This is a genomic window from Sulfitobacter sp. PS-8MA, from assembly GCF_040933935.1.
Lineage (GTDB): Bacteria > Pseudomonadota > Alphaproteobacteria > Rhodobacterales > Rhodobacteraceae > Sulfitobacter.
Map to the genome: position 1 here is coordinate 140,233 of NZ_JBFQYJ010000005.1, position 26,370 is coordinate 166,602.

The 26,370-nt window shown below is 62.5% G+C and carries 26 protein-coding genes; 6 read left to right on the forward strand and 20 right to left on the reverse strand.

Annotated elements, in window-relative coordinates:
• Positions 1 to 10 precede the first annotated feature (10 nt).
• Both AB4M76_RS03685 and gabT read right to left on the reverse strand, forming a co-directional pair.
• Entirely contained in the window at positions 11 to 217 is a 207-nt protein-coding gene (locus tag AB4M76_RS03685) for a LysR substrate-binding domain-containing protein (protein ID WP_368440454.1), read from the reverse strand.
• A gap of 56 nt (positions 218 to 273) precedes the next feature.
• Positions 274 to 1,575: a 4-aminobutyrate--2-oxoglutarate transaminase gene (gene gabT / locus AB4M76_RS03690; RefSeq protein WP_368440455.1), complete on the reverse strand. Its 1,302-nt coding sequence runs from the start codon at positions 1,573 to 1,575 to the stop codon at positions 274 to 276.
• Positions 1,576 to 1,697: 122 nt separating this feature from the next.
• Between gabT and AB4M76_RS03695 the strand changes: the two genes are divergently transcribed.
• Positions 1,698 to 2,276, forward strand: coding sequence for a cupin domain-containing protein (locus tag AB4M76_RS03695; RefSeq protein WP_368440456.1), 579 nt, complete (start codon positions 1,698 to 1,700; stop codon positions 2,274 to 2,276).
• On the opposite strand, the gene AB4M76_RS03700 is transcribed toward AB4M76_RS03695, so the two are convergent.
• Entirely contained in the window at positions 2,273 to 3,169 is an 897-nt protein-coding gene (locus tag AB4M76_RS03700; protein ID WP_368440457.1) for a LysR family transcriptional regulator, read from the reverse strand. The two genes, AB4M76_RS03695 and AB4M76_RS03700, sit on opposite strands and share 4 nt — an antisense overlap.
• A 127-nt stretch (positions 3,170 to 3,296) precedes the next feature.
• On the opposite strand from AB4M76_RS03700, the gene AB4M76_RS03705 reads away from it, so the two are divergent.
• The gene (locus tag AB4M76_RS03705; protein WP_368440458.1) at positions 3,297 to 4,445 is read left to right on the forward strand and encodes a CaiB/BaiF CoA transferase family protein; all 1,149 of its coding nucleotides are present in this window, start codon (positions 3,297 to 3,299) and stop codon (positions 4,443 to 4,445) included.
• A 48-nt stretch (positions 4,446 to 4,493) separates the two neighbouring features.
• Here the strand turns inward: AB4M76_RS03705 and AB4M76_RS03710 are convergent, their stop codons facing one another.
• The 11 genes from AB4M76_RS03710 to AB4M76_RS03760 all read right to left on the reverse strand — a co-directional run bounded on the left by AB4M76_RS03710 (position 4,494) and on the right by AB4M76_RS03760 (position 18,009).
• Positions 4,494 to 5,816 carry a TRAP transporter large permease subunit gene (locus AB4M76_RS03710; protein ID WP_368440459.1) on the reverse strand — a complete coding sequence of 441 codons (1,323 nt, stop codon included), beginning with the start codon at positions 5,814 to 5,816 and terminating at the stop codon, positions 4,494 to 4,496.
• Positions 5,817 to 5,856: 40 nt separating this feature from the next.
• Complete coding sequence (locus AB4M76_RS03715) at positions 5,857 to 6,432, reverse strand: TRAP transporter small permease subunit (RefSeq protein WP_368440460.1); 576 nt, start codon at positions 6,430 to 6,432, stop codon at positions 5,857 to 5,859.
• The gene (locus tag AB4M76_RS03720) at positions 6,429 to 7,448 is read right to left on the reverse strand and encodes a TRAP transporter substrate-binding protein (protein ID WP_368440461.1); all 1,020 of its coding nucleotides are present in this window, start codon (positions 7,446 to 7,448) and stop codon (positions 6,429 to 6,431) included. Before AB4M76_RS03720 ends, AB4M76_RS03715 begins: the two co-directional genes overlap by 4 nt.
• 317 nt (positions 7,449 to 7,765) lie before the next feature.
• A complete protein-coding gene (locus AB4M76_RS03725; protein ID WP_368440462.1) occupies positions 7,766 to 9,727 on the reverse strand; it encodes a hydantoinase B/oxoprolinase family protein in 1,962 nt (653 codons plus the stop codon).
• A gap of 3 nt (positions 9,728 to 9,730) precedes the next feature.
• Positions 9,731 to 11,758 carry a hydantoinase/oxoprolinase family protein gene (locus AB4M76_RS03730; RefSeq protein WP_368440463.1) on the reverse strand — a complete coding sequence of 676 codons (2,028 nt, stop codon included), beginning with the start codon at positions 11,756 to 11,758 and terminating at the stop codon, positions 9,731 to 9,733.
• A 106-nt stretch (positions 11,759 to 11,864) separates the two neighbouring features.
• Positions 11,865 to 12,689 carry a helix-turn-helix domain-containing protein gene (locus AB4M76_RS03735; RefSeq protein WP_368440464.1) on the reverse strand — a complete coding sequence of 275 codons (825 nt, stop codon included), beginning with the start codon at positions 12,687 to 12,689 and terminating at the stop codon, positions 11,865 to 11,867.
• A gap of 45 nt (positions 12,690 to 12,734) precedes the next feature.
• Positions 12,735 to 12,866, reverse strand: coding sequence for a putative transporter small subunit (locus tag AB4M76_RS03740; RefSeq protein WP_368440465.1), 132 nt, complete (start codon positions 12,864 to 12,866; stop codon positions 12,735 to 12,737).
• Positions 12,867 to 12,880: 14 nt separating this feature from the next.
• A complete protein-coding gene (locus AB4M76_RS03745) occupies positions 12,881 to 14,521 on the reverse strand; it encodes a hypothetical protein (protein ID WP_368440466.1) in 1,641 nt (546 codons plus the stop codon).
• A 289-nt stretch (positions 14,522 to 14,810) separates the two neighbouring features.
• On the reverse strand, positions 14,811 to 15,968 hold the full coding sequence (locus AB4M76_RS03750; RefSeq protein ID WP_368440468.1) for a 2Fe-2S iron-sulfur cluster-binding protein: 1,158 nt from the start codon (positions 15,966 to 15,968) through the stop codon (positions 14,811 to 14,813).
• Positions 15,969 to 15,970: 2 nt separating this feature from the next.
• The gene (locus AB4M76_RS03755; protein WP_368440469.1) at positions 15,971 to 17,011 is read right to left on the reverse strand and encodes a Rieske 2Fe-2S domain-containing protein; all 1,041 of its coding nucleotides are present in this window, start codon (positions 17,009 to 17,011) and stop codon (positions 15,971 to 15,973) included.
• Between the two features lie 95 nt (positions 17,012 to 17,106).
• On the reverse strand, positions 17,107 to 18,009 hold the full coding sequence (locus AB4M76_RS03760) for a LysR substrate-binding domain-containing protein (RefSeq protein WP_368440470.1): 903 nt from the start codon (positions 18,007 to 18,009) through the stop codon (positions 17,107 to 17,109).
• Positions 18,010 to 18,270: 261 nt separating this feature from the next.
• Here AB4M76_RS03760 and AB4M76_RS03765 point away from each other — a divergent pair, with 261 nt between their 5' ends.
• The 3 genes from AB4M76_RS03765 to AB4M76_RS03775 all read left to right on the forward strand — a co-directional run bounded on the left by AB4M76_RS03765 (position 18,271) and on the right by AB4M76_RS03775 (position 19,594).
• Positions 18,271 to 18,624, forward strand: a complete 354-nt coding sequence (locus AB4M76_RS03765; protein ID WP_368440471.1) for an MliC family protein — start codon at positions 18,271 to 18,273, stop codon at positions 18,622 to 18,624.
• A 309-nt stretch (positions 18,625 to 18,933) separates the two neighbouring features.
• Complete coding sequence (locus AB4M76_RS03770) at positions 18,934 to 19,221, forward strand: DUF1127 domain-containing protein (RefSeq protein WP_368440472.1); 288 nt, start codon at positions 18,934 to 18,936, stop codon at positions 19,219 to 19,221.
• Positions 19,222 to 19,309: 88 nt separating this feature from the next.
• Positions 19,310 to 19,594, forward strand: coding sequence for a hypothetical protein (locus AB4M76_RS03775; RefSeq protein ID WP_368440473.1), 285 nt, complete (start codon positions 19,310 to 19,312; stop codon positions 19,592 to 19,594).
• A gap of 176 nt (positions 19,595 to 19,770) precedes the next feature.
• On the opposite strand, the gene AB4M76_RS03780 is transcribed toward AB4M76_RS03775, so the two are convergent.
• From AB4M76_RS03780 to AB4M76_RS03805, 6 genes are all read right to left on the reverse strand, one after another.
• Entirely contained in the window at positions 19,771 to 20,862 is a 1,092-nt protein-coding gene (locus AB4M76_RS03780) for an HPP family protein (protein WP_368440474.1), read from the reverse strand.
• Positions 20,863 to 21,039: 177 nt separating this feature from the next.
• Positions 21,040 to 22,908 carry a monovalent cation:proton antiporter-2 (CPA2) family protein gene (locus tag AB4M76_RS03785; protein ID WP_368440475.1) on the reverse strand — a complete coding sequence of 623 codons (1,869 nt, stop codon included), beginning with the start codon at positions 22,906 to 22,908 and terminating at the stop codon, positions 21,040 to 21,042.
• Positions 22,905 to 23,882, reverse strand: a complete 978-nt coding sequence (locus AB4M76_RS03790; protein WP_368440476.1) for a pirin family protein — start codon at positions 23,880 to 23,882, stop codon at positions 22,905 to 22,907. The genes AB4M76_RS03785 and AB4M76_RS03790 overlap by 4 nt, the downstream gene beginning before the upstream one ends.
• A 12-nt stretch (positions 23,883 to 23,894) precedes the next feature.
• A complete protein-coding gene (locus AB4M76_RS03795) occupies positions 23,895 to 24,197 on the reverse strand; it encodes a GNAT family N-acetyltransferase (protein WP_368440477.1) in 303 nt (100 codons plus the stop codon).
• A gap of 11 nt (positions 24,198 to 24,208) precedes the next feature.
• The gene (locus AB4M76_RS03800; protein WP_368440478.1) at positions 24,209 to 24,901 is read right to left on the reverse strand and encodes an alpha/beta hydrolase; all 693 of its coding nucleotides are present in this window, start codon (positions 24,899 to 24,901) and stop codon (positions 24,209 to 24,211) included.
• A gap of 8 nt (positions 24,902 to 24,909) precedes the next feature.
• Positions 24,910 to 25,839, reverse strand: a complete 930-nt coding sequence (locus AB4M76_RS03805) for a ring-cleaving dioxygenase (RefSeq protein ID WP_368440479.1) — start codon at positions 25,837 to 25,839, stop codon at positions 24,910 to 24,912.
• A gap of 107 nt (positions 25,840 to 25,946) precedes the next feature.
• On the opposite strand from AB4M76_RS03805, the gene AB4M76_RS03810 reads away from it, so the two are divergent.
• Complete coding sequence (locus AB4M76_RS03810) at positions 25,947 to 26,288, forward strand: winged helix-turn-helix transcriptional regulator (RefSeq protein ID WP_368440480.1); 342 nt, start codon at positions 25,947 to 25,949, stop codon at positions 26,286 to 26,288.
• The last annotated feature ends 82 nt before the right edge of the window (positions 26,289 to 26,370 follow it).

Here is a 26,370-nt window from a genome sequence, read left to right on the forward strand (position 1 = left end):
AAGGGCGCCGCTATACCGGCGGCTTCTGCGCCCGCGCCTTAAGCTGCCGGATCAGCGTCTCCGCCGCAGGGGTGACCGCTGTCTGGCGGCGGGTCATGATTGCCAATGTGTAGGTCGGCAGCGGCTCGCGCACCGGCACTTCGCGCAGATCATAGCGCGCGCCGAGCTGGTCCAGCAGCTTGTCCGAGAGAAATGAGAATCCGTCGCTTTCGGCCATCAATAAATGACGGCAAACGACGCCAGCCTTTCGGCGCCGTTTGCCGCCTTTTTCACTCAAGCAGCAGCGCGTGTCTGCCCGACGGCCGCCTCGATGGAGGCCTCAAGGATGTCCAACGCCTCATCCACCTGCGCCATGGGGATGGTCAGCGGCGGCAACAGACGCACCACATTGCCATGGGTGCCGCAGGGCAGGATGATCAGACCCCGGGCCTCTGCTTCGGCCACGATCGCTTGGGTGAGCCCGGCATCCGGCGCGCGGGTGGCACGGTCGGTGACCAGTTCAAAGGCCACCATGGCGCCCAAGCCGCGCACATCGCCGATGGCCTCCAACCCCTGCCGTGCAGCGAGGGCTTCGAGCCGCGCACGCAGCGCGGTGCCAACCTCTTCGGCGCGGGCGCAGAGGTCTTCTTCGGCGATCACGTCAAGCACCGCATGGGCGGCGGCGACGGCCAGCGGGTTACCCGCATAGGTGCCGCCGATCCCGCCGGTGGGCGCGGCATCGACAACCTCGGCCCGCCCGGTGACCGCAGACAGCGGGAAGCCGCCCGCGAGACCCTTTGCCATGGTCACCAGATCGGCGGCAACGCCCGCATGTTCCATCGCGAAAAGCTTGCCCGTCCGGGCCATCCCGGCCTGCACCTCATCCGCGATCAGAATGATGCCATGACTGTCGCAGACCGCGCGCAGACCGCGCAGGAATTCCGCCGGCGCGATGTTAAAGCCGCCCTCGCCCTGAACCGGCTCAAGGACGATCGCTGCCACACGCTCGGGATCGATGGTGGATTTGAACAGCTGGTCCAGCTGGGCTAGGCTCATCTCTGGCGTGATGCCGTGATAGCTGTTGGGGAAGGCCGCGTGATAGACTTCGGGCGGCATGGCGCCAAAGGCTTTCTTATAGGGCTGAACCTTGCCACAAAGCGCCATACCCATCAGCGTGCGGCCGTGGAATGCGCCGGAAAAGGCAATCACGCCCGAGCGTCCGGTAAAGGCCCGCGCCATTTTCACGGCATTCTCGACCGCTTCGGCGCCGGTGGTCACCAGCATGGTCTTTTTGTCAAAATCGCCGGGCGTGCTTTTGTTGAGCCGCTCGGCCAGAGCGACATAGCTCTCGTAGGGTGCGACGTGAAAACAGGTATGCGTGAAAGCCTCGGCCTGTTTTGCCACCGCCGCCATCAGCTTGGGATGACGGTGCCCGGTGTTGTTCACCGCAATGCCCGCGGCAAGATCGATGTAGCGCTTGCCGTCCACATCCCACAATTCGGCATTCTCGGCCCGTTCGGCATAGATGCCGCGGGTGCCAACACCGCTGGCAACAGCCGCGGTGCGCCGTGTTTTCAAGTCCTCGCTGCGTGACATGGTCAGCCCTCCTGAATAGCGAATATCGAACACCAATAGCTCATTATATTGAACACTCCAATGCTTTTATCTCAGCCGCAGATCGGTTAGTTTTTCATAGGTATCATCAGTGAGAACAGCATATGACAGGTTTCGACGTGGGGGCGCGCCTTCGTGAACTGCGCATGAATCAAGGGCTTTCGCAGCGCAAACTGGCCGAAGCCGCGGATGTTCCCCATGGTCAGATTTCGATGGTCGAAACCAATAAGAGCAGCCCCTCTGTCGCCACATTGCGCAAGATTCTGGGCGGACTGGGCATTTCCATGTCTGAGTTTTTTGAGCCTGAGGCCGCACCGAGCAACGCGCCCTTCTTTACCCCCGATGAATTCAAAGACCTCACCTCGCGGATCTATTCCGACCATGGGGAGCCGGTGGGACAGATGGCGCTGAAACAGGTCGGCAATGCCCGCGAACACGGGTTGCAGATCATGCATGAAACCTATGAGCCGGGGGCGGATACGGGCGAGGAGATGCTCTGCCATCCGGCCAGTGAGGGGGGCATCGTGATCGCGGGCGAGGTCGAAGTGATCGTCGGAGACAATGCGCGGATTTTGAAAGCGGGCGACGCCTATCTGTTCAACTCGCGCGAGCCGCATCGCTTTCGCAATGTCTCGGACCGGGTTGCCATTGTCGTATCCGCCTGCACGCCGCCCTATCTTTAGGGGGTTGGTCCGGCGCATATCTGGCTTAGCCATTCGCGCAATGCCGCCAAGGCGGCGTCCTCCTCCTTTACCAGCGGCCAAGCCAGCCAATAGGCTCCGCGGACCCGGATGGACTGCCGCAGAACGGGGCGCAGCCTGCCCTCTTCAATCTCGATTTTGGCAAGGTAATCTGGCAGCAGCGCAACCCCGAGACCTGAAATCGCCGCCTGGATCATCATTGAAAACTGGTCCACCACCATGCCGCTGCTGTCCTTGGCCGTCCCGCCCTGCCCGGCGAACCAATCCTCCCAGGCGGTGGGGCGGCTTTCCAGATGCAGTTTCGGCAGCTGCGCAAGCGCGTCGATACTGTCGAGATCATGGGCGGCTGCGAATTCCGGCGAGACACAGGCGGTGACGGTTTCTTCGAGAAGCTTCATTTGACCGACCCCCTCCCAATCCCCGGCGCCGAAATAGATCGCCGCGTCAAAGGCCTCATCGGCAAACTGCACGCGCCCGATCCGGGTGGACATATTGACCGCAACGCCGGGATGCGCGGTGAGGAATTCCCCGAGACGGGGGCCAAGCCAGCGGGTTGCAAAAGTCGGCAGCACCGCCAGCGCCAGCGTCCCCCCATGCGGGTTGGTCATCACCGACATGGTCGCGCGTTGCACGGTGTCCAGCGCCCGGGCGATGTCTTGCTGGTAGCGCAGCGCCGCAGGCGTAGGGATCAGCCGTCGGCGCTCGCGGGTAAAAAGCTCTTTGCCCAGTTGCGCCTCCAGCGTCAGGATCAAACGGCTGACCGTGCTTTGGGTGAGGTCAAGCTCAAGCGCGGCCGCCGTGACGGAGCGGTGGCGCACCACCGCGTCGACCGCGGTCAAGAGCTTGATCGACGGGAGAAACCGACGCTGCCTCATTCATTCACCCCCTACATGGTTTCATGCGGTTTTACCGGTTCAAACGGGGTGTTTCCATGCATATCCTCACTGTGAACCGATGAAACATAGGACCAGACATGCATAGATTTCCCGCAAGAGGCCGCAGATGACCAACGATGCCCCGCTCAAAGGCCTGAAGGTCATCGAACTTGCCCGTATCCTCGCCGGCCCATGGATCGGGCAGACGCTCGCCGATCTGGGCGCAGAGGTGATCAAGGTCGAAGCGCCCGACGGCGATGACACCCGCCGCTGGGGGCCGCCCTTTATCGAACGCCCCCTGCCCGATGGAGGCACTGAGAAGGTCGCGGCCTATTTTCACTCGGCCAACCGGGGCAAACGGTCGATCACCTGTGATTTCTCCGATGCCGACGACCTTGCGCAATTGAAAGACCTTATCGCCTCCGCCGACGTGGTGATCGAGAACTTCAAGGTCGGCGGGCTTGCCAAATTCGGCTTGGATTATGCCAGCCTGTCAAAGACAAACCCGGCGCTGGTCTATGCCTCTGTCACCGGCTTTGGCCAAGACGGCCCGCGTGCGAAACAGCCGGGCTATGACTTTCTGATACAAGGCATGTGCGGCATTATGGACCTCACCGGCGAGCCCGAGGGCGAGCCGCAGAAGGTCGGCGTGGCTTGGATCGACATTTTCACCGGGCTTTACGGCGTGATCGGCATTCAGGCCGCATTGGCCGAACGCGCGCGCTCCGGCATGGGGCAACATGTAGACCTCTCCCTGCTGGACTGCGGCGTCGGGGTTCTGGCCAATCAGGCCACCAATTATCTTCTGGGCGGTGCCGCGCCGACAAGGCTCGGCAATGCGCATCCCAATATCGTGCCTTATCAGGTCTTTCCCGTGTCGGACGGGCATCTCATCATCGCCTGCGGCAATGACCGGCAGTTCGGCGCCCTCTGTCAGGTCTTGGCACGCGAAGATCTTTTGGCGCATCCCGACTACAGGACCAACCCGCAGCGGGTGGCCCATCGCGACACCCTTTGCGCGGCACTGGCAGAGGAAACAGCACGCTGGACGAAAGCCGATCTGATTGCCGCGCTGGAGGTGGCGGGCGTGCCGGTTGGCCCGATCAACAATGTCGCCGAAGCCTTGGCCGAGCCGCAGATCGCGGCGCGCGGCATGCAGATCGCGCCAGAGGGCATCGCCGGTCTGCGCACCCCGATCCGCTTTTCGCGCAGCGAAATGGCGCTGACCCATGCCGCCCCGCTGCTGGGCAGCAGCAAGGCGGGTTTCACCTCCTAACCCGCCCCGCAGGAAAGAGGCGCGGGGGATCACCCCCCGCGCCTTCGTTCAATTGAACAGGACGCTCGGCAGCCAAAGCGCGATCTGCGGGAAGGCCACGACCAGAGCGAGGCCGAAAAGCTGCAACAGCACAAAGGGGATCGCAGCCCAATAGATGTCGACGATGGTGATTTCCTTGGGCGCCACGGAGCGCATGTAGAACAGGTTATACCCGAAAGGCGGCGTCAGATAGGCCGATTGCATGGAGAGGATAAAGAGCACGGCAAACCATGTCGTGTCATAGCCCAGTTCCCGGACGATCGGCACGAAAAGCGGCACGGTGATAAAGACGATAGCAAAGTCGTCCAAAAACATGCCGAGCAGGAAATAGGTTGCCAGCATCGCGATGATCACCCAGATCGGCGTGACGTTGAAATCCTCGATCAATTCGCCGACGATCATACCCGCCCCAAGACCCACGTAGATCTTGGAAAAGAACACCGCCGCGATGGTGATCCACATCAACATGCCCATCAACTTGGTTGTGGTCAGCATGACGTAGCGCAAGAGGTCCCAGTTCAGCCGCCCGTGCAGCGCCGCGATGAGCAGCGCCCCGAAAGCCCCGATGGCAGAAGCCTCCGACGGAGAGGTGACACCCCCGATGATACAGCCCAGAACCGCCGTGATCAGCAGCCCCGGGGCGACCAGATGGCGCAGGGCTTTCAGTTTTTCGATCCCGCTGTAGCGTTCCTCCACCGGGGTCGGCGGCCCCAGATCGGGGTTCAGACGGCAGCGGATCAGGATATAGACCATATAGATCCCCGCCAGCATCAACCCGGGCATCAACCCGGCGGCAAAGAGCTTGCCGACGGAATCGCGCGACAGGAAAGCGTAGATGATCATCAGGACCGAGGGCGGGATCAGAAAGCCGAGCGCCCCACCCGCCATGATCGTGCCGGTGACCAGCCGCTTGTCATAGCCGCGCTTCAGCATCGCGGGCAGGGCGATGATCCCCAGCGAGACCGTCGCCGCGCCCGAAACCCCCGCCATCGCCGCGATCAACGCGCAGATGATCACCGTGCCGACACCAAGCCCGCCAGAGACACCGCCCATCAGCTTGTGGATCAGCCCGAACAGATCATCGGTGATGCCCGACCGTTGCAGGACCAGCCCCATGAAGATGAACAGCGGCAGCGCCACCAGCAGGAAGTTGTCCATCGCGCTGAAGGTCGAGCTGACCAAAAGGTCGAGCCCACCGGGCCCCCAAAGCATATAGGCGCTGCCCACGCCCGAGATTGTCAGGGCCCAGGCCAGGGGCGCGCCCATCGCCATGAGCACCAGCATCGACGCGAACATGATCGCGGTGATTGCAAGCGGATCGAGATCAGCCATCACTTTTCTTTCTCGCAGGCGACGCCTGCGCAATTTGGGATTATTTCTTCAGGGCATCCAGCAGGACGGGATCGACTTCGCTTTCCAACTCGCCCTCGCGCGGGTCGTCATACGCGATGCCAAAGAGCGTCAGCACAGCCCGCAGCAGTTCCGCGATATTTTGCAGGATCACCAGACCAACGGCGATCGGGATCACCGTCTTGATCGGGTAGAGCGGCGGCTGCCAAATGCTTTTGTTGGAATATTCGCGCACCGCCCAACTGTCCGCCGCAAACTCGATGGAGAGTTTCAGAAAGACCAGGAGCACCACCAGACCGATCGAGAATACAACCGTGTCGCAAAAGGCTTTGCCGCGCGGCCCCATGATGCCATAGAGCACTTCGGAGCGCACATGCCCGCGGTAGCGCAGCGTATAGGCGCCCGCCAAAAGGCAGAATGCACCGTAGATCATCGTGCTGGCTTCATGCGCCCAGATGGTCGGTGCGTTCAGGAAATACCGCGCGATAATCTCCAGCATCAGCACCGCGATAAGCGCCAGGCTGAGCCAGGAAATAGCCCGCCCGACAAAGTCGGACAGGCCATCCTGAAGGACAAGATACCTTGTCACTGGCTTCATTGCAGGCGGCCCTGTGCCTTGGCATTGGCAATAAGCGCGTCAATGAAGGCTTTGTTGCGCGGGGAGCGGGCGGCCTCTTCCTGCCAGACGGATTGCGCCGCCACGGTCAGCTCTTTCGAATCCGCTTCCGGCAGGGAGGCGTATTCGAAGGTGCCTTCGGCGACGTTTTCATTGCCTTCGGCCAGCCAGTTGTGGATGTCCTCGGCGAATTGGGCGATGGCCGTCTCAAGGATCGCCTTATGCTCATCCGACAGCTTTTCCCATTTCGCGGGGTTGGCGAGGAAGGTCTCGGTCCAGCCCGGCATCAGCATGTTCAGATAGGTGTAGTGATTGGCCGTCTCATGCAGTTTCAACTGCTCATATTCGACCGGACCACCATAGATCGCGCCGTCGATGACCCCGGTGGACATGCTGATGTAAAGCTCCTGCGCGGGCAGGTAAACGGTTGGAATATCGAAGTAATCCAGAACCTTCGCCACATTCGACGTCGCGCGGATCTTGCGGGTCTTGAGGTCTTCGAGCGAACTCACCGGCTCTTTGGTCAAGAGGTCGTAATTATGGCCATAGCCTTTGCCGAGAAAGACGGTGCCGGCCTCTTCGTAAGCCTCGGTCAGCAGCTTGTTGACCTCTTCGCTTTCAAAGATCGACTTGGCTTCCTCAACGCTGGTCCAAGCGCCGGGCAGACCGGCTTCGATATTGCCGATATCGACCTGACCGGACCAGTAACCGCCATGCCCGTGCACGATGTCCAGCGTCCCTTTGGAAACCGCATCGGCAAACTGGTCAGAGGCGACAAGCTCGCCGCCGCGGAAATACTGGATGCGCAGCGACCCGTCGGAGGCCTCTTTCACCGCGTCTTTAAATTTGTCCGCGATCGGGTCGATCTCTGTCCCATAGAATGTGTGGAACCGCAGCCGCACAGTGTCCGCCGTGGCCGCGCTGGCCAGAGCGACAAGCGAGACGGCACCGGCGATCATACCGGCGGTGGTGGAACGGGCAATCTTACTAAAATTCATTTTATCCTCCTGCGGGGGCGCGCCCCCTGTTTATCGCGCCCCATGCCGTGCCTGCCAAAGCAGCCTCCCCCATATCGGCGCCCCTACGCCCTTACACGCAGATCGCTCAAAAAAGAAGTGAATAATGACCAGCTTTGCTCAGAATTTGCGTTAGACTGAGAAGTTGGGATGGCGAATGCAGGAGAATTTCAATAATTTCCGCCGTTAATCATCCATCATATTTACAACAGAATGCAAAGAATATCGAGCGGCGGCATAACCCACGCCCTCGCAAGAAGGCTGCGGCCCGGCCTGTCTCTGCCGGGCCGCAGGGGGCGTCAAGTCCAATGTGCGAGGGAGCGCTTTTCGAAACTTTCGCGGAACTGCGCAGTCGATTTCGGCATCAACTCACCGGTCCCCCAATCGAGGATGACGGCATATCTTCGGACCGCGTCCATCTCGTCGATCTCGCCATTCTGATACATCTGCGCCACCTTTTCGGGCGCCATGCGCGCCCAATCGGCCCGATTGGCGCGGATATCGGCGCGGGTCTCATCGGTCGCGTCAACGTCGATTTCATAATCGAGCATATCCGCGTCATTGACCTTGATCACCACGCCATAGTCCAAGGCGGCGCGTTTGACCGAGACATATTCGTCGATCACATCCTCCAGCACCTGCTCCGGGTCCCGCTCCAGAGGGTCACCGTAACCGCCGCCACCCGCTGTGGGCCGGGTGAACTTGTCCCCGCTCTTGATCTTGTAGTTGGAGAACACCGAGCCAAGCCAAGTCTCCTCGCCGGTGTCTGCGTGCTGCACCATCAGCCCATGCGGCATGGAGGGCAGCCCCCCTTCGACACCCCAGACGACAGCGCGCTCGCGGTCGCAGATATAGGACATCACGGTGTTGTCCGCCTCCAGCAGGGTCGAGGCTTTGATCACCCCTGCCCCGCCGCGCCATTTGCCGGGGCCGGGGCTGTCTTGCATGATCTGGAATTCGTCGGCCCGGGTCGGATTGACGCGCTCGTTGCCTTCCGAGGGCTGCGACATCAGGCCGGTGCCGAAACAGGCCGTGGTGACATCGCTGCCATCCTTGCCATTGCGCCCGCCCCAGCCGCCGGGGAGCCATTCGTAGAACATATAGATGGGCTTTTCCGGCTTGCGCAGATCGTTGCCCCCGGCGAGCAGGTATTCAAGGTTGAACGCACAGGCAATCGCGCGCTCCGGCATGATCTGAGACCACATTTCAAAGATCGCATTCATGATCTTTTCAAAGGGCATCAGGAAACCTGTCACCGCCACCGGCCATTGCGCGCTGACGACACTGTTGTCCGGCGCTTTCACATCGACCATGCGGTAAAAGCCGCTGTTCAAAGGCAGATCGGGGAAGAAGGTCTTCATCCCCGCCACGACGGCCGAGAAGGTCGCCCCGGGCGCCGAATTGTAGATCGACGAGATCGTCGGGTGGCTGCCTTCGAAATCATAGGTGATCTCTTCGCCCTTGATCGTCATCTTGATATGGATCGGGATCATCCCCTCGCCCGCGCCGGGATCGCGGTCGATATAGTCAACCGCCTCCCAGGTGCCATCGGGCAGGTCGCGAATGCGCTGGCGGACCGCGCGTTCGACATAGTCCTGCACGGCGTTCATGCCCTGCACCACCTGATTGCGCCCGTATTTGCCGACCAGCCGCTGCAACTCACGCTCCGAGACCTGCGTGGCCTGCGCCTGTGAATGAATGTCACCGATGATCGACGCGGGGTCGCGGGTGTTTGCCGCGATCATATTGGCCACGTCGGAACAGAACTTGCCCTTGTGGAACAGCCGGATCGGGGTGATGCGAACCGCCTCGCCAAACATCTCATGCGCGGTCACGTTGAAGGAGCCGGGCACAGAGCCGCCAAGGTCGGACCAATGCCCGTTTGATTGCGAAAACCCGATCAGCTTCTCTTCGTCAAAGATCGGGCGGATCAGGCGGACATCGCTGAAATGGGTGCCGCCCGCATAGGGGTCGTTGATCGCATAGACATCGCCGGGATACATATCGTCCTTAAAGACCCGGATCACCTCTTTGCAGGTATAGTGCAGCGTGCCGACATGCACCGCGATATCGGAGTTGCCCTGCGCCACGCAATTGCCTTCGGCATCGTGCAGCCCGTTGGAGAAATCGCGATTGTAGATCACAAAGGAATAACAGGTGCGCAGCATCTGTTCGGCCATTTGGTCGACCGAAGTGATAAAGGAGTTTTTCAGGACCTCAAAGGTGACCGGGTCCAGTTCCTGTGGTGTCATCATATTCATGGCTCAGTCCTTCACGCGGATCAGAATGTTCATATATTGGTCGACCTTGGCCGTGGCCTGCGGCGGGATCACCACCGTGGAGTCGACCTGCTCGACGATGGCGGGGCCGCTGAATTCAGCGCCCGCGCGGAGGGTGGCGCGGTCATAGACATCGGTGCGGCAGCACTGGCCCTTGAACCAGACATCGCGCTGACCGGTGGGGTCGGGCTTGTGGGCGGTGAGCTCGAATGACGGCAGCTCTGCCTTTAGCACCACGCCCGTCGCTTTCACGCCGACGCGGAAAATACTGACCGGCGCCTCTTCGCGGCGGAAGTTGTATTCGCGTTCATGCTCATCATGGAAACCGCGGATCAACTCTTCGACGCTGGTGATCTGTGCCGGGGCCGAGACCGCGAGCGAGCGCCACTGGCCTTGGTACATCATTTCCACCGTGCGCTGCAAAACCGTGTTTTCAGGGGCAACATCCTCATGCCGCAGCCGCTCAATGGCCTCTTTCTCGATCCGTGCAAAGGCAGCTTCAAGATCATCGGGAGATGTCGTTGCCGCATCGGCCATGAAACTGTCTGAGAAATCATGCTGGATATCGACCAGCAGACAGCCCATCGCCGAGGTCACACCGGGGTTTGGCGGCACGATCACGACGGGGATCGAAAGCTCTTTGGCCACCGCCGCCCCATGCAGGGCCCCGGCACCGCCAAAGGCGACCAGGGCAAAGTCGCGGGGGTCATGGCCCCGGCTGATCGACAGCAGGCGGACCGCATTGGCCATATTCGCATTGGCCACATCAATCACCGCTTCGGCGGCCTCGTGAAGCTCCATGCCGAAAGGCTCGGCCACGGTGTCGCGGATCGCCTTTTCGGCCAGCCTGGCATCCAGCGTGATGTCGCCGCCCGCAAGACTATGGCCCAGACGGCCCAGCACCACATTGGCGTCGCTGTTGGTGGCCACTTCGTTGCCGTTCGAATAGCAGGCCGGCCCGGGGAAAGCGCCCGCCGATTGCGGCCCGTTGCGTAGCGAGCCACCCTCGTCTTTCCAGGCGAGCGAGCCGCCCCCTGCCCCGATGGTCAGCACTTCAATCGACGGGAAGCGGATCGGGTAGCCATATTCGATGTACCAGTCCTTGGTCACCGTGTTTTCACCCTGATAGCAAAGCGACACATCCGTCGAAGTGCCGCCCATGTCGAAGCCGATGGAGTTCTCATAGCCGCAAAGATTGCCGATGAACCGGCTCGCCAGCGCGCCCGCCGCGATGCCGGAGCCTGCCAGACGGGCCGCGAAATCCTTGACGCTGGCAGGCGTCATCACCCCGCCGCCGGTGTGCAGGAGCAACAGATCCCGCGTGTAGCCGCCGTCGGTCAGCTTGTCGCTGAGCCGCGAGACATAATCGACCACCACCGGGGAAACCGCGGCGTTCACCATCGTGGTGGAAAAACGCTCATGCTCAAAGATTTCCGGCATGATCTGGGAGGAGATCGAGATATGCACATCGGGCATCACTTCGCGCAGGATGTCGCGCATGCGCACTTCGTGATCGCTGTTGACGTAGGAGTTGATAAAGCAGACCGAAATGGCTTTGACATCGCGTTTTTTGAGTACCTCGGCCACGCGCCGGGCCTCGTCCTCATCCAGTTCGGTGATGACCTTGCCCGCCGCGTCGATCCGTTCCTTCACGGTCAGGCGGTCGCGGCGCGGGACATAGGGTTTGGCGACGTCCTTATAGGTGTCCCAGAGGTCTTCCTTGTTGGACCGCCGAATTTCCACCACATCGCGAAAGCCTTCGGTGCAGACCATCGCAGAGCGCGGCAGGTTGCGGGTGATCAGCGCGTTGGTGGCAACGGTCGTGCCATGCGAGAACATGGTGACATCGGCCAGATCGACCTTGGCATCCGACACCCCGGTCATGATCGCGCGCATCGGATCGTCCGGGGTCGACGGGGTTTTCTCAATCCGGATCTGGCCGGTACTTTCGTCCATGATGCAAACGTCGGTGAATGTCCCCCCAACGTCGACTGCTACTCTTGTGTTTGTCATTCCTAACTTTCCTACTTGGGTTGAGGCCAAAGGGCGCCGGCAAGCCGGGACCGTTCACCCGAAAGCCGTGCTTTGGGTGTTGGCGGGATTTGGTTTTTGGGCTTCGTCAGCTTCGGGCGTTGGCCTCCAGCCGGGTTTGTTTACGGGTGTCGGTCGGCGTGCAGCCGAACCGGGCTCTGTAGTGTTTGCAGAACTGCGCCTGGTCGTAGAAACCCCATTTATGGGCGATCTGGGCCATGCTGGAGGTATTGTTCACCATGCGCAGCATCTCATGGCAGCGGGTGAGCCGCTTGTCGCGGATGTAGCCCACGACCGAATGGTTATTCTCGGCAAACAGCCGTTGCAGATAGCGCAGCGAGATGCCGCAGGATTCCGCCACGACCTGCGAGTTCAGGTTCGGGTTCGACAGGTTGTCGCGGATGAACTGCTCGGCCCGTTGCAGATGGGCGGCGCGAATGGTCGAGGACGCGCTGTCGAGGATCCGGTCATCGCTGCGCATGGAAAGGCACAGAAGGTCCAGCAAATGCTGCCCGGCCATCTCGCGCGCGGCGCCGCCGATCACGTCGATGCTGCCGATCGTATTGCGCACGGCCCCGACAAAGTAAGAGCCCACGCCCGTGGTCGCGTCAAAGGTCAAAGCACCAAGCCTGTCGGTTGCCCCAAGCCGAGACCGTACACTGGCGGTCGGCACTTTCAGCACCCAAAGTTTGTTGGACTGGGCATGGGCGAATTCATAGGGCAGATCACCCCGCTCCACGAGAAAGCTGCCGGGCGGACAATTGGTGTCGCGCTTGGCCTGCTGGAAACTGATCGTGGCACCCGGCCATGCACGGTTTGAATTAGCATGAAATGCGCCGCCCTGACGCAAAAAAAGGGGCAGCCCATGCGCCCGTTCAAAGAACGAGCCGCACGGACTGCCCCGCGCCGCCAAATTCAGCCTTGGCGGCTCTTTTGTGCGCTAACGGCCAATGGCGCGTTAGATGATGCTTTTCCCCGCCTTACGGGCCTTACGCCATTCCTTCCAGAAAGCGTTCAGCAGAAAGAACAGGACAGCGGCCACGATGGCCGGGAAGATCAGAACATAGAGTGTCAGAAATGTCGGAGACATTGGACTTCCTTTCGTTAAACGGTGGGTGTGGCGTCGTCAAAATTGCCGGTCTCGGCACTGATGCGGCCGAAATCGAACCGCTCTCGCCCGGCCCATGACAAGGCCACGCAAAGGATCATGCTCACCGCATAGGCCAGAAGAGAGGCCGTCAGCACCGGGTATTGATGCAAAAAGCCGATCCCGAAGGGCAGCACGACAAGCGCCGCGATCGCCCCCGCAATCACCCCTGCGGTCCGTCCCAGAAAGCCAAAGATCATCAGCCCTGCGATCACGCCCACGCCGATGACGGCCAGCAGGTCGGTCACAAAAGCGGTCGAACCTTCCAGCGCGATCCAGCCGAAACGCACCGGGAAGAAGGCCGCGAGGGCCGCGACAACAGAGACCGAGAAGGCGCGGTTGGTGACCTTGTCCCAGTAGAAGCTGGCGATCACCGGGAACACCAGTGCCCCCCAGATTGCCCCGACCAGCACCAGAAGCTCAAGGATGTTGAACTTGCTGGAGGCAAAGAAAAGCGCCGCCAATGTCGCCGTGATCATGGTAACCCGCCCGACCAGCAGCAAAAGCCGCGGATCAGCTTCGCCGTCCTTGGCAATATTGCGGCCATAGATATCGGTCATCACGATGGAGGACATCGCCGCCAGATCCGAGTCCGCGGTGGAGGCAAGCGAGCCGATCACCATGACGAAGAACACGCAAAGCAGGATTGGCCCCAGATACATCGACGCCAGTTGCGGGATCAGGTTGTTGGTATCGCCGTTCATCGGCTCCACCCCGAGGTAAAGCGCCAGGACCCCAAGGATGCCCACCCCGATCACCGTGGCGCCATAGCCGACGGTCGCGGTGACAAAGGTCTGGCGGATTTTATCCTCGCGCACGGCGAAGAGACGCTGCGCGATGGTCTGGTTGCCGATGGCATAGGCCAGCACCGCCGCGATATAGGGCGCGCCCTGGTTGAAGAAGGCATCGGAGGAGAAGAAGCTCTGCTGCGAGGGGGTCAGATGGACCGCACCGGTGGTGAAGATTTCCGGCCCGCCCGCGGCGAAGAATACCGCCGGGACGATGATCACCACCGCACCCAACATGGCGCAGACCTGAATGAAGTCGGTCAGGATCGACGCGCGCACCCCCGACCACAGCGTATAGAGCAGCACCCCGGTGCCGATCATCAGGATCCCCGCGCTGAAGGAGACCGGCGACAGCATGGAGATCAGCGCCCCGCCCGCGATGAAGTTGGAGGTGAGGCTCAACAGGCTGCCCAGCAAATTGGACCCCGCAAGGATCAACTGGCTGGATCGCCCGTGGCGCGCGTGCAGAATCTCGGCCAGCGTATGCGCATTTGGCGCGATGCTGCGGATGCGGCGCCCGAAGGGATAGATGAAGAGGATCATCAACGCGCCCCACAGCCCGTAGTGGATCGGCCCGGAGATCCCATAGGTATAGCCCGAGGTCGCCGAGGCATAGAGCGAGGCGGCCCAGATCCATGTGGCGGTCATGGAGGCGGCGGAGATGCCAAAGCCAACCTCATTGCCCGCCGTCATGTAATTGTCAGCGTTCTCACGTTTGCGCCCGATGGAGAGCGACAAGAGAAAGGTTCCTCCAAAGAAAAAGAGGATCAGGAAAAGTATAAGCGGTGTTCCAAGGGTGTTCAGTTGCATAGGTCCTTGCCATGTTGTTATCGCAAGCGGTCATAGACGGTGTCGCGCACGACATCGCCTGAGCTATTGCCACGGACCGCGGCTTGTTCGGGGTCGGCGCTTTTGGCACCTTCGTGCTGCTCAGATGGCGGCACGTTGCGCAGGGAATGCTGCGCTGATCTCAGCCTCTACCGGGCGAGATCGGGGGCTTCTTAACCTGTACACTTTCGGAATACAAATGGATCAGGGATCGGGCGCCGCAGAGGCCCGGTTTTGCCGCTCTGCGCCGCCCAGTTTTGCGGGCCGTGCCCTAAAGATCGAGCACGACAGTTCCCTTGGGACGGCTGCAACAGATCAGCACCTCGCCGGGCTGCGGCATTTCCAGCGGTTCTTCGAAATAATCGACTTCGCCGGTGATCAACCGGCATTTGCAGGCGTTGCAGATCCCCGCGCGGCAAGTAAACGCCGGCTCCAGCCCTGCGTTCTCGGCAAGCTGCAAAAGCGACCCCTGTGCCGCATCCCAGGCCACGGTGGCCCCGGAGGCGCGGAACTCGACCTGCGCGGTGGAAAGGCTTTGCCCCGCGGCGACAGTGCCGCTCTCGGCCGGCTCCCCCTCCTCTGATGCCCAGGCGTCAGGATTGGTGATATGGGTCAGGGATCGGATCGCCGCCGTGGCCGCGGATGCGGCGGTTTGCGGCGCGGTCGCTACGTTTCGGGTCTTTAGCGATGTCGCTTTGCCGAAGAACTCATAGGCGATCCGGTCCTCGGCCACCCCAAGCTCCTGTAAAAGCTGATACATCGCCGCCATAAAGGGCGTGGGGCCGCAGATATAGGCCTCATAATCGCCAATAGGGAGATGCTGCCGCAGGAAGGTCTTATCAATCACCCCTTCCGCATCAAAAAGGGCGGCGCTTCGATCCGCATCGCTCGGGCTGCGATAGATGAACCGGGCGTGGATTCTGTCACTGACCAGCGCCAAAACCTCATCGCGCAGCGCATGCACCCGCCCGTTTTCGCAGGCGTGCAGGAAATAGACCTCGCGCTCGGTCTCGGCCAAACGCTGCAGCATAGCGACCATGGGCGTCAGCCCGACCCCGCCCGAGAGCAGCAACACCGGGCGCGGGCTGGTCTCATCCAAGACAAAACTGCCACGCGGTGCAGCGACCTCGATGCTGTCGCCCGGCGCGACCCGGTCATGCAGCCAGCAAGACCCGAGGCCCTCCGGCGCGCCATTGATCCCGGCCTCCCGCTTGACGGTGATCCGGTAATGCCGCGTCTCTGAGGGCGCATTGGACAGCGAATAGGTCTTGAGCACTGGCCCATCCGGCCCCGGCACCCGCAGGGTCAGATATTGACCCGGCTGGAATTCCCACAGCGCCTGGCCATCGCGCGGCGCAAGGTAGAAGGACGTGATGATCTCGCTCTCGATGACCTTATCCACCACGGCAAATTCACGAAACGCCGCCATTGCTACTGGCTCATCTTCGCGTCAACCATCGCCTCTTCGGCAATCATCGCCTCCAGCTGTCGGCGAAAGCGCAATTGGCCCGCGTCGATGCCCAGATCAATATGCGGCGAGGTTTTCTCTGACATGCCGATCTGCACCGCATCCAGAACCGCGCGGTCCTCTTCAAAGGCTTTGCGCACGTCCTCGCTCATCATTTTTGACAGTTCCTCATCATCCGGGCGGATGTTGCGCAGCTGGAACCAGTAATAGCGCGTCTCGGTCTCGGTCGTGGGGGTCATGAAGTTGTAGCTGTCCATCACGAAGGTCTTGTCATGCAGCGGCCCATCGACCCCGCCGGTGCCCGCCGGGGTGAAAACCGCACGGATCAGCGCATGGCTGGGATAGCGCACCTCGTAATGCTGAAGTCGGTCGCAATTGCCCTCGAACTCCACTACCTTCTTGTAGAACGGCGCCGGTTCATGGTCCATCATCCAGCGGTGCACGATCACCCCGGTGTCGGTCTTGGTCACGCGCAGCGGGGTGTCCTTGGTCGCGGCGGCGGCAAAGGAGCTTTCATGCACCCAGGCGACATGGGTTGGGTCCAAGAGATTGTCGCACATCAGGAGGTAGTTGCAGTTCAACTCCATCGCCGCGCCCCGGTTCAGACCCCATTCCGGGCTGTCGAAGTTCGGGATGTCGATAATGTCCTCGGGATCGGCAATGGCGGCGTTGCCCATCCAGATCCAAATCAGCCCGTATTTCTCATGCACCGGATAGGGCCGCACCCGCGCCGCCGAGGGGATCCGCCCCCCGCCCGGCGCCCAGACACATTGCCCCGCGCAGTCGAAGGTCAGCCCGTGATAGCCACATTCGACATTGTCGCCCTTGATCCGCCCCTTGGAGAGCGGCAGTTTGCGGTGCGGGCAGGCATCCTCCATCGCGATGACCTCGCCCTCGCTGTTGCGGAACATGCAGATTTTCTCGCCCAGAACCTTCACCTGGGTCAGGCTATTGACGATCTCTTCGCTCCATGCGGCGACATACCAGGCATTCTTCAAGAACATGCGGTTTCCTTGCTGACGTAGATTTCCTGAAGGATAGGTCGCAACGCAGGCGGAAGAAACTTCCCATTTCTTTAGCATCATTTAGCTGTGCTAAACTAACCCGCCGCCTCGGAGAGCATCCAGTTGAGGAAATTACGGTGTTTGTCACTCTCGATCACCCCCGGCCCCCAGCAGATGTAATAGGGTTCGGGCATCGCGATAGAGGCTTGCGACAGCCGGATCAGCCGCCCAAGCGCAAGATCGGCAGAGGCGAAAGACATCTGCGCCAGTCCAATACCTTGCCCGCCCGCCACCGCTTCGATCGCGGAACTGGAGAGGGAGTGGACCGAGGCGGGGCGCTGCTTCGGGGGCGAAAGCCCCTGCGCCGCGAGCCATGTGCCCAAGCGCGGCACGCTGCTATAGGCCGGCCCCCAGTCGATATCCACCCAAGGCAGATCGGCCAGGCAAGCCGGATCAAGCGCCTGCGGATGTGCCTTTAGAAAATCAGGCGAACAGACCGGAAAACACACATCCTGAAAGAGCGCTCTTGCATGGGGGAACTCTTGCGAAACAGCACCATAGGTGAGCCGGAACATGTGATCCAGAAACTCCGGCTCCGGCTCGCCATGGGTCGCCTCCAGCCGGATGGAGGCGGGGCCAAAGCGGGCCTCGAACTTGTGAAGCCGGGGCTGCAGCCATTTCAGCAAAAGCGTCGGCAGCCCCGAGACATAGATGTCATGATCCGACGTCTGCTGCGCCAAAAGCACCTGCGCCTGCCAGAGTTTCTCGAACCCGGCGGAGAGGACCGCGTGATAGGCCTGCGCTTTCGGGGCCACGGCGGCGCGGCGGCCATCTTTCACGATGAGCGGGAGGTTCACCTGCGCCTCAAGCAGCTTGATCTGCTGGCTGATCGCGCCCGGTGTCACCCCCAGGGTACGGGCCGCCGCAGAGACCGAGCCCAGACGTCCGAAGGCTTCGAAAGCCTGCAACGTCCGCAGGGGAGGCAAATTCGATCGCATAGGCAGCCTAAATCGTTTGGGGTTACAGCAACCGGAAGCCGCTTTCGCTGATAGTCGCGTAAATCGCGGCAAACGCAAGGGCGGCTTAGCGCTCTTTGCGCGGGCATCCGTGAGCGGCATCTCATTTCCCCGCCTCGCCCCCCGACCACCATTGCGGCCTGCCGCCGCCCGCCCGCCCATCTTGCCGTCCAGAGACCAGCGGCCTACCTAAGCGAGAGGCCTGCACCCCTTCAAAGGCCCTCACAATATAGGATATCTCCCATGCGCTTTACCCTCACAGCCCTCGCCTGTTCCGCATTGGCCCTCCCGGCCACGGCAGAGACGACCCTGAACCTCGCGCTCGGCCCCATCGATACTGTCGAGACCATCAGCTATGACTGCGACGGCGCCGATCCGCTGCAGGTGCAATTTGTAAACGCGGGCGCAAACGCGCTCGCGCTTGCAAAGGTCGACGGGGCGATGCGGATCTTTGTCAATGTCGTTTCAGGCTCGGGCGCCCGCTATGTCTCGGGCGCCGATACCCTATCGACCAAGGGCCAGACCGCGCTCATGGAAAACCAGATGGACGAGACCAAAGTTCAATGTACTCAAAGCGGCGCGCTGCCGCAGGACTGACCGCAGGTTGAGGCAGAAGGTCGCAGGCCGCCTCCCGAGCTTGATAAGCCCCGGGGGGTGGCCCATGTCAGGGCTATGACGATGTTCGGACTTTATACGAGGCCCCTGCTCACCGCAGGGAAAACACTGAACCGCCGGTAACCCCGGGCGGAGCAGCGCGTGGTCGCCTGTTCCAGCCTCGGGGTTCATTCGATCTCAGGATCACTTCTCATAACGGACGCCCATGGTAGTCGGCCTGCCCCTCCAACAGGAGGGGCCGGGCAATTGGTCGTTTCCGTCGCGGTTCAACCTCTCGTTTCGGAGCATGACATGTACGCCTATTTCATCGCCAATTATTCACCCTTCAAACCCTCCCGCATATCCCCAGAGCTGACCGGCTCTTCGACCCCGAAACCGGGCGCTCTGCGCCGGGTCTGGCGGTCGATCAGCCTGAACTGGCAGCGCCAGCGGACGATCTCAGCCCTGCGCGAGCTGGACGACCATGTGCTGCGCGACATCGGGCTGCACCGCGCGGAAATCCCGCTGATCGTGAAACGCGCGCAGGCGGATGACCTGCCCGAAAGCGACGGCACCGCCCCGAGAGAGCTTCCCGCCTAGCCTCTGCGCTTTCGCACCCCGAAGGCGCACCCTCGACCGGGTGAGCGCCGCTTTTGTCAGATTCCAAGGTTTTGAGAGGACCAGAAAGATGATGCTTTGCAGAGCAGACTTTGAAGAGTTGTTTCCAGAGTTGTTCGACCCACAGGCCCACGCCGCCGCATCGGCCCCCGCTGCCGATTGCCTTGACCGCTGGGAAGACGATGGCGGCGCGCCCGCGCCGGCAGGGAACCGCAGCAGATCATGGCCGGCCCATGCGGCCCCGCCCATGGTGGCCGCGCTCTTTGGTCTGGTGGCGATCCACTCGGCCATGCAGATCGGCAAGGTCGCAATGCCCCCGGCGCGGCGCATGCCCGAGGTGGTGGAAGCGCGGTAACAGCACCGGGCCGCCAAACCGGCCCCGCGCACACTCTACCATGCTCCGGCACCCGCCGGGGCCTTTCGGCGCCATTTTTCGGATCTGGGCTTTGTTTGAAGATGACAAAGGCATCCACTGCCGTTCGGGACCAACGCAGACATGGCCGCAACAGTCCGCACCCTGTGCGCTCACGATCAAGCAGCAGCGCGTTCGTCCGCGCCCTGCAGCAGCAGCCGCATGATGTCCGTCCGCGTCAGAATGCCGACAAGCTGCCTGGCTTTGACCACGGGGATCACATCGCTGCCCTCCTCTGCCAGCCGGTTTAGCAAGACCCCGACCGGCAGGTCATGCGGCACCGCGCGGTTTGCCGAATGCATGACATCCGCCACAGTCTGCCGGGCCTGTTGTTTGCGGGCCAAGGGGCGGTCTTGCGCGGCTATCAGCCCGAGCAGATCGGCCTGCAAGATCACCCCGCGCAAAGTACTCCCAGCCTCGACAACCGGCAGGCTCTTGATCCGGTGTTTGCGCAGCAACTGGGCCGCTTCCTTCAAGGATGTCTTCGGGCCAACCGTGATCAGATCGCGGGTCATGACGTCTGCGCAACTCGTCCCGTCGAAACGGTGCTGCGCCGCTTCGGCTTCGGCGGCGGCAAGCAGGCGGCCAAGGTCGGCCACGCCGAGGTTGGTGCTCTGGTTGTAGCGCTCCAGCAATTCGCCGAGCTGGTCCGTCGAGAGCCCCAAGCGCGGCGCATGCGCCGGCTCTTCTTTCGGCAGGCGAAAGGGGTATTTGCGCCCCGTCAGACGGTTATAGACCGTGGCGCAGAGCACAAGCGCCACCGTCGCAACCCCAAGCGGCACCAGGGCGAACCACGGCCCCGCCGCGAGGGCCGCCTCGGGGTTGAGCGCGGTCAGCAAGGCCACCGCCCCGCCCGGCGGATGCAGGGCGCGCAGAAACATCATCGCGGTGATCGCGGCACCGACCGCGATGCCGATGGCCATGGGCCCGGGGATGTACCAGACCGCGACCAGAGCCACCAAGGCCGCGCTGATGTTCCCCACCACAGCCGACCAAGGCTGCGCCAGTGGTGAGTTCGGCACGCAGAAGAGCAGCACCGCCGTCGCCCCCAAAGGCGCCACAAGGTAAAACGAGGCCTGGCCATGGGTCGCGCTGGCATAGGCCAATCCCACGCAAAGACTGATCCCGATCAGCGCGCCAAGACCTGCCCGCAGCGGCTCGCCCGCGTGGAACCGGGGCAGCGCCGGTTCAAGGTGGTGCCAGATTCGCATTTTCGCTTCTCCCCTGCCCTTGGCACGCTGCGCGCCGCTGCAAAGCCCATGCCCTGCCTATGGCGGTTTGCGCGGGGAAACTGAACAGCGCGGCTTGGAAAAAGGGCGCGGCTTCTGCGATTTCGCGCGAGGAGAGAACAAGCTGCCTGCGCGATGAAGGGGAAGGCGAACGCTTGGCTACCTGCCCTTCACCGGTTCCGGCGTGATGGCAGCGACGATCTCTTCGCGCCCACGCTCGTCCCGCGCGGCGGTGATCTGCTGGTCCAACCGCTCCGCATCGGCTTTGTGCAGACGCGCCACCACCTCATCCGCGTCGCCATCTGCATAGCCCAGGGCCCGCAGGGTCAGCCCGCCAAGCGCCAGTGCAGAGAGCCAAGTCTCCCGCAGGATCGCGTCCTTCGGCACGCCTTCGCCCGCCAGACGCACCGCATGGATACGGTCATGGGCGCGGACGAGCAGCCTGGCGCCCGGGAATTTGCGCTGCACGGTCTTGACGATCTCCAGCGTGGTCTCAGGGTCGTCGGTGGCCACGACGATCACCTTCGCGGTCTCGGCCCCGGCGGCGCTGAGCACCTCGGCCCGGGTGCCATCGCCGAAATGCACCCGCTCGTTAAACCGCTTGGCCTCGCGAATGCGGTCGGCGTCATGGTCGAGCAGGGTGACCGTCACCCCCTCGGCCAAGAGCGGCTGCGCCACCAACTGCCCGACCCGGCCGAAACCGATGATCAGCACGCTGCCCTCGGCATCGGTGTAATCCTCGTCAATCGTCTCTCGTGCCGGCGGACGGACAATCATGCGGTAGGCGCGCTCGGACTGCGAAGACAGCGCCATCGACAGGGTCACGATCGCCACCACGATCGAGGCGATATCGCCGGGCAGCAGCAGCGCAGAACTGGCGGCGGCGAAGAGGACAAAGCCGAACTCGCCATGTTGCCCCATGGCAAAGGCGATGCGCAGCGCGATGCGATGCGGGGTGCCGAAGAGGCGGTTAACGGCATAGGCCCCCAGCCCTTTCAGCGCGACGGTCACCGGCACGGCCAGCATGATCACCAGCCAGTTCTCGGCCACCGCGCCGAGGTCAAGCGAGAGACCCACGGCGACGAAAAACAGCCCCATGAAGAGGCCACGGAAGGGTTCAATATCCGCCTCGACCTCATGCCGGTAAGAGGATTCCGCCAGCATCACCCCGGCGATGAAAGCGCCCATGGCATAGGAAAGCCCCGCCGCCGCCATGATCAGCGCGGCAAAGACCACCACGCCGAGGGCCGCGGCGGTCATCAATTCGGGGGTCCAGGTACGAGCGATAATGCGAAAGATCGGATCAAGCGCATAGCGGCCCACAAGGATCAGCGCCGTGATCGCAGCGAGGCCAATGGCAGTGGCTTGCAAGTTGTCCGCGAGCGTCGCTTCCTCGCCCGAGGGCGCCAGCAGCGTGACCAGCAGCAGGAAGGGGACGATGGCCAGATCCTCGAACAGCAAGACCGCGATGGCGGTCTGGCCAAAGGTCGAATTGCGCTCCCCGCCCTCGTCAATGCCGCGCATCACCAGCGCGGTGGAAGACAGCGCCAGCCCCAGCCCGACAATCAGCGCCACGCGCCATTCCAAGCCAACGAGCAGCGCCGCCGTGGTCAGCAGCGCCGCGCAGACCATGACCTGCGCCAGCCCCCGACCAAAGATCGTGCCGCGCATCTCCCACAGGCGGGCAGGGCGAAACTCCAAGCCGATGACGAAGAGAAACAGCACCACGCCAAACTCGGCAAAATGCAAAAGCTCATCCGGATCGCGGGTAAAGGAGATCGACAGCACGATCCCCGCCACCACGCCCGCGACCAGATAGCCGATCACCGTGCCCAGCCTCAAGGCCCGCGACAGCGGCACACAGATGCAAGCAAGCGCGATCAGCGCCAGCGCTTCGAGAAAGGCCAGCTCCATGCCGACGAGGCCGAACATGCTGCGCGCATCCTCAGCCTCTGCGGCAAGGGCCGGGGCGGCCATTGCGGTGACAAGAAGCGTGAGGGCGCCAAACACGGGCACGGCGGTGTTCATGGATAATAGACGCCGCCTTGGGCGCGCCTGATCTTGGGCTTGCCCTCGGGTGCCGGAATGAATTCTTCCTCATCCCCCGGCACGGTCTCGAACCGGCCCCGGCGCCATTCCTCCCGCGCCTGTTCAATCCGGTCCTTGCGTGACGAGACGAAGTTCCACCAGATATAGCGCGGCCCCTCCATCGGCGCGCCGCCAAAGAGCATGAAACGCGCGTGATCGCCGGTGCCATCGTCCACGCCTTGCACCGTGACCTCATCACCGGGGCGCAGCACCAGCAGTTGTCCCGGCTCGAAGGTATCGCCGGCGACGTCGATCTTGCCGCGAATGGTATAAAGCGCGCGTTCTTCGGTATTGGCCGCAATCGGCGCCTTGGCACCGGGCGCGAGGGTCACGTCGGCGTAAAGCGTGTCGGATGCGGTCTTGAGCGGCGAGCTGGCGCCGAAGGCCGAGCCCGCGATCAGCCGCGCGTTCAGGCCATCGGCCTCCACCGTGGGCAGATCGGCCTTGCCATGGTGCATGAAGTCGGGGTCGGATTCCTCCTCCTTCTCCGGCAGCGCCATCCATGTTTGCAGACCGAAAAGCCGCTGCCCCGACTGTCTGCGCTCCGGCGAGGTGCGTTCGGAATGCACGATCCCCCTGCCCGCTTTCATCCAGTTCACCGCGCCGGGTTCGATCGCCAGATCGGTGCCGAGACTGTCACGGTGATGGATCTGCCCCTCAAACAAATAGGTCAGCGTGGCGAGGTTGATATGCGGATGCGGGCGCACGTCGATGCCCTGATCGGTGAGAAATTCCGCCGGGCCCATCTGGTCGAAGAAGATGAAAGGCCCGACCATCTGGCGTTTGTCGGAGGGAAGCGCCCGGCGCACCTCCATGTCGCCCAGATCGACCGCGCGCGGCACGATCAGGGTTTCAATGGCATCGACGCTCTCGGCATCGCCGGGGACGGGATCGGGGCAAGGGCTCCAGCTCATCTTATGTCTCCTCTATTGGCACTTCTTTTGTAGCACATCCTGCCAGTCCGCATGACGCTCAATCTGCGCCTTGGCGAAGGGGCACAGCGGCACGATCTTGCGCCCCTCGGCGCGGGCATCCTCGACCCCGCGTTTGACCAAAGCCTGCCCGACACCCTTGCCGCGCAGTGCGTCCGGGACGCCGGTGTGGTCGATGATGATCGTGCTTTCGCCCATGCGCGAATAGGTCATCTCGGCCTCATGGCCCTCGACCACGGTAAAATAACGCCCCTTGCTCTCACCCTCTTCGCGGGTGATGTCGATCTCCTTGTTCATCGGTGCTCCCTTCATGCCTTGTTGAGATGTTTGCGCAGCCAGGTGGCCTCATCCGCGATGATACCATGCCCGGCCCCCGGAATGATCAGCGTGTCGACCGCGGCGCCCATGGCGTCCAGAACCTGAGCGCTCTCGCGCACCCGGGCCAGCGGGATATGCGGGTCTTGCTGATGACAGCCGAGCAGCAGGGGGACGTCTGGTAGCTGACCGTCATAGTCAAAGCGCTTGGCCGGGCGGTCGTAAAGATCGGCGCGCGGCGCACCGTCTGCCTCGCCGGTGCCGACCAGCCCGCCCGAGAGCGCGGCCACCATGTGGAACGGGCGGGCAAGGCGGGCGGCGGCTTCGACGGCGAGACAGGCGCCCTGCGAGAAGCCGACGAGCGCCACGCGCTCAGGGCCAAAGCCGCGCTCCGCCAGATCCTCCAGCAGGTTCGAGATGACATCCAACCCGCTGCTCAACCCCGGTTCATTCGCCTCCAACGGGGCGAGGAAGCTGTCGGGCCACCATGATCGGCCCGCCGCCTGTGGCGCCAGTACGGCCAAATCCGGCAGGGCGAGGTGATCGGCAAGGCCGACCATATCCTCAGGCCCGCCGCCGCGGCCATGGATCATCACCACCGCCAGACGCGCACACTCCAGTGGCGCGCCGGCGGTTACCAGAGGTTGCCCGGCATGCGGCCCCGCCCCACGGGTCGTGTTCGCCAAAGCCCCACTCATGACGGCACCCGGATCTCTGGCAGCACCTGCTCGATCCGTGCGCGATGTGGCTCGTATTTCTCCGGCAGTTTCAGCGCCTCACCCAGATGGGAAGGGTCTTCGTCCACCGCAAATCCCGGTGGATCGGTGGCGATTTCAAACAACACCCCACCCGGCGTGCGGAAATAGATCGCGTCGAAATACTGCCGGTCGATCACCGGCGTGACCTCTTGCCCGACCGCCCCTAGCCGCTCCCGCCATACAAGTTGCTCCGCTTCATCCCGCGCGCGAAAGGCCACATGGTGAATGGTCCCCGCCCCCGGCCGCCCGATGGAGCGCGCATCCGAGGTCATCAGATCCACCGCCGAGCCGCGCTCTGGATCGGTCGAACGGTAACGGACACGCGTCTCGCTGCCGCCCGTGCCGCCGGTCGCCGTGGTCTCCTCCGCCTCACGCGCATAGCCCATCGCCTCCAGAATGCCCGCGGTCGAGCCGATGTCCTCAAGCCAGAGCGTCACCGAGTGAAACCCTTCGTCCTTGGCACCGCCTTCGATCAGTTCCACGCGCAGCCCGTCGGGGTCTTGCAACGCGATGGCCCGCTCGCCGAACCGCTCAAACGGTCCTTCGAAGTCAATCGCCGCCTCGGCCAGATCACCCATGCGCTGGTCCAGATCGGGGATCGCATAGGCCACGGCAGAGGCCATGCCAGCGCCCGCGCGGCCCGGCCCCGCATTCACGAAGGGAAAGAAGGTCATGATCGAGCCGGGAGCCGCGTCCTTATCCCCATAATAGAGGTGATAGGTGCCCGGATCGTCGAAGTTCACGGTCCGCTTGACCAGCCGCTGACCAAGGGTGCCGATCCAGAAGTCGAGGTTGTCCTGTGGCGGGCCGGAGATGGCGGTGACATGGTGGAGGCCGGGAATGGCCCCGGTTTCGGGGTGAGACATGATGTTCTCCTTTCGATGCCAAGGTCGCAAAAGCCCCGTCGGCGCATTGTGTTCCTGCGTTAGAGCCTTACCTAGTCTTTGCGTTACCAAGTGAAAGTCGTTACCAAATGGAAACCACCCAGAAATCCGCAGCCACCGCGCAGGACGCGATTGAGACCGACATGCCCTGCGGCGCGGACCGGCTGCTGCGCAAGCTGTGGGGGCAGTGGAAAACCCATGTGATCTATGTGCTGGGCGAACAGCAGGCCTGCCGCTTTGGCGTGTTGCGGCGCCGGATCGCGGGGATTTCGCCCAAGGTGCTGACCACCCGCCTGCGGGAGTTGGAGGCCGATGGGCTGGTCTGGCGCGAACAGGGAAACACCATCCCGCCCAAGGTGACCTATGGGCTGACGGAAACCGGCCTCGCGGTCCATGCGGTGCTGAAAGAGATCGAGAATATCGAGGTCTAGGCCCGTTCTGGGCGATTATATCCTGAATGGCACGAGTGAACTGCCAAATATCCCGATTATCAATCCTGCGGCGATGATCGAT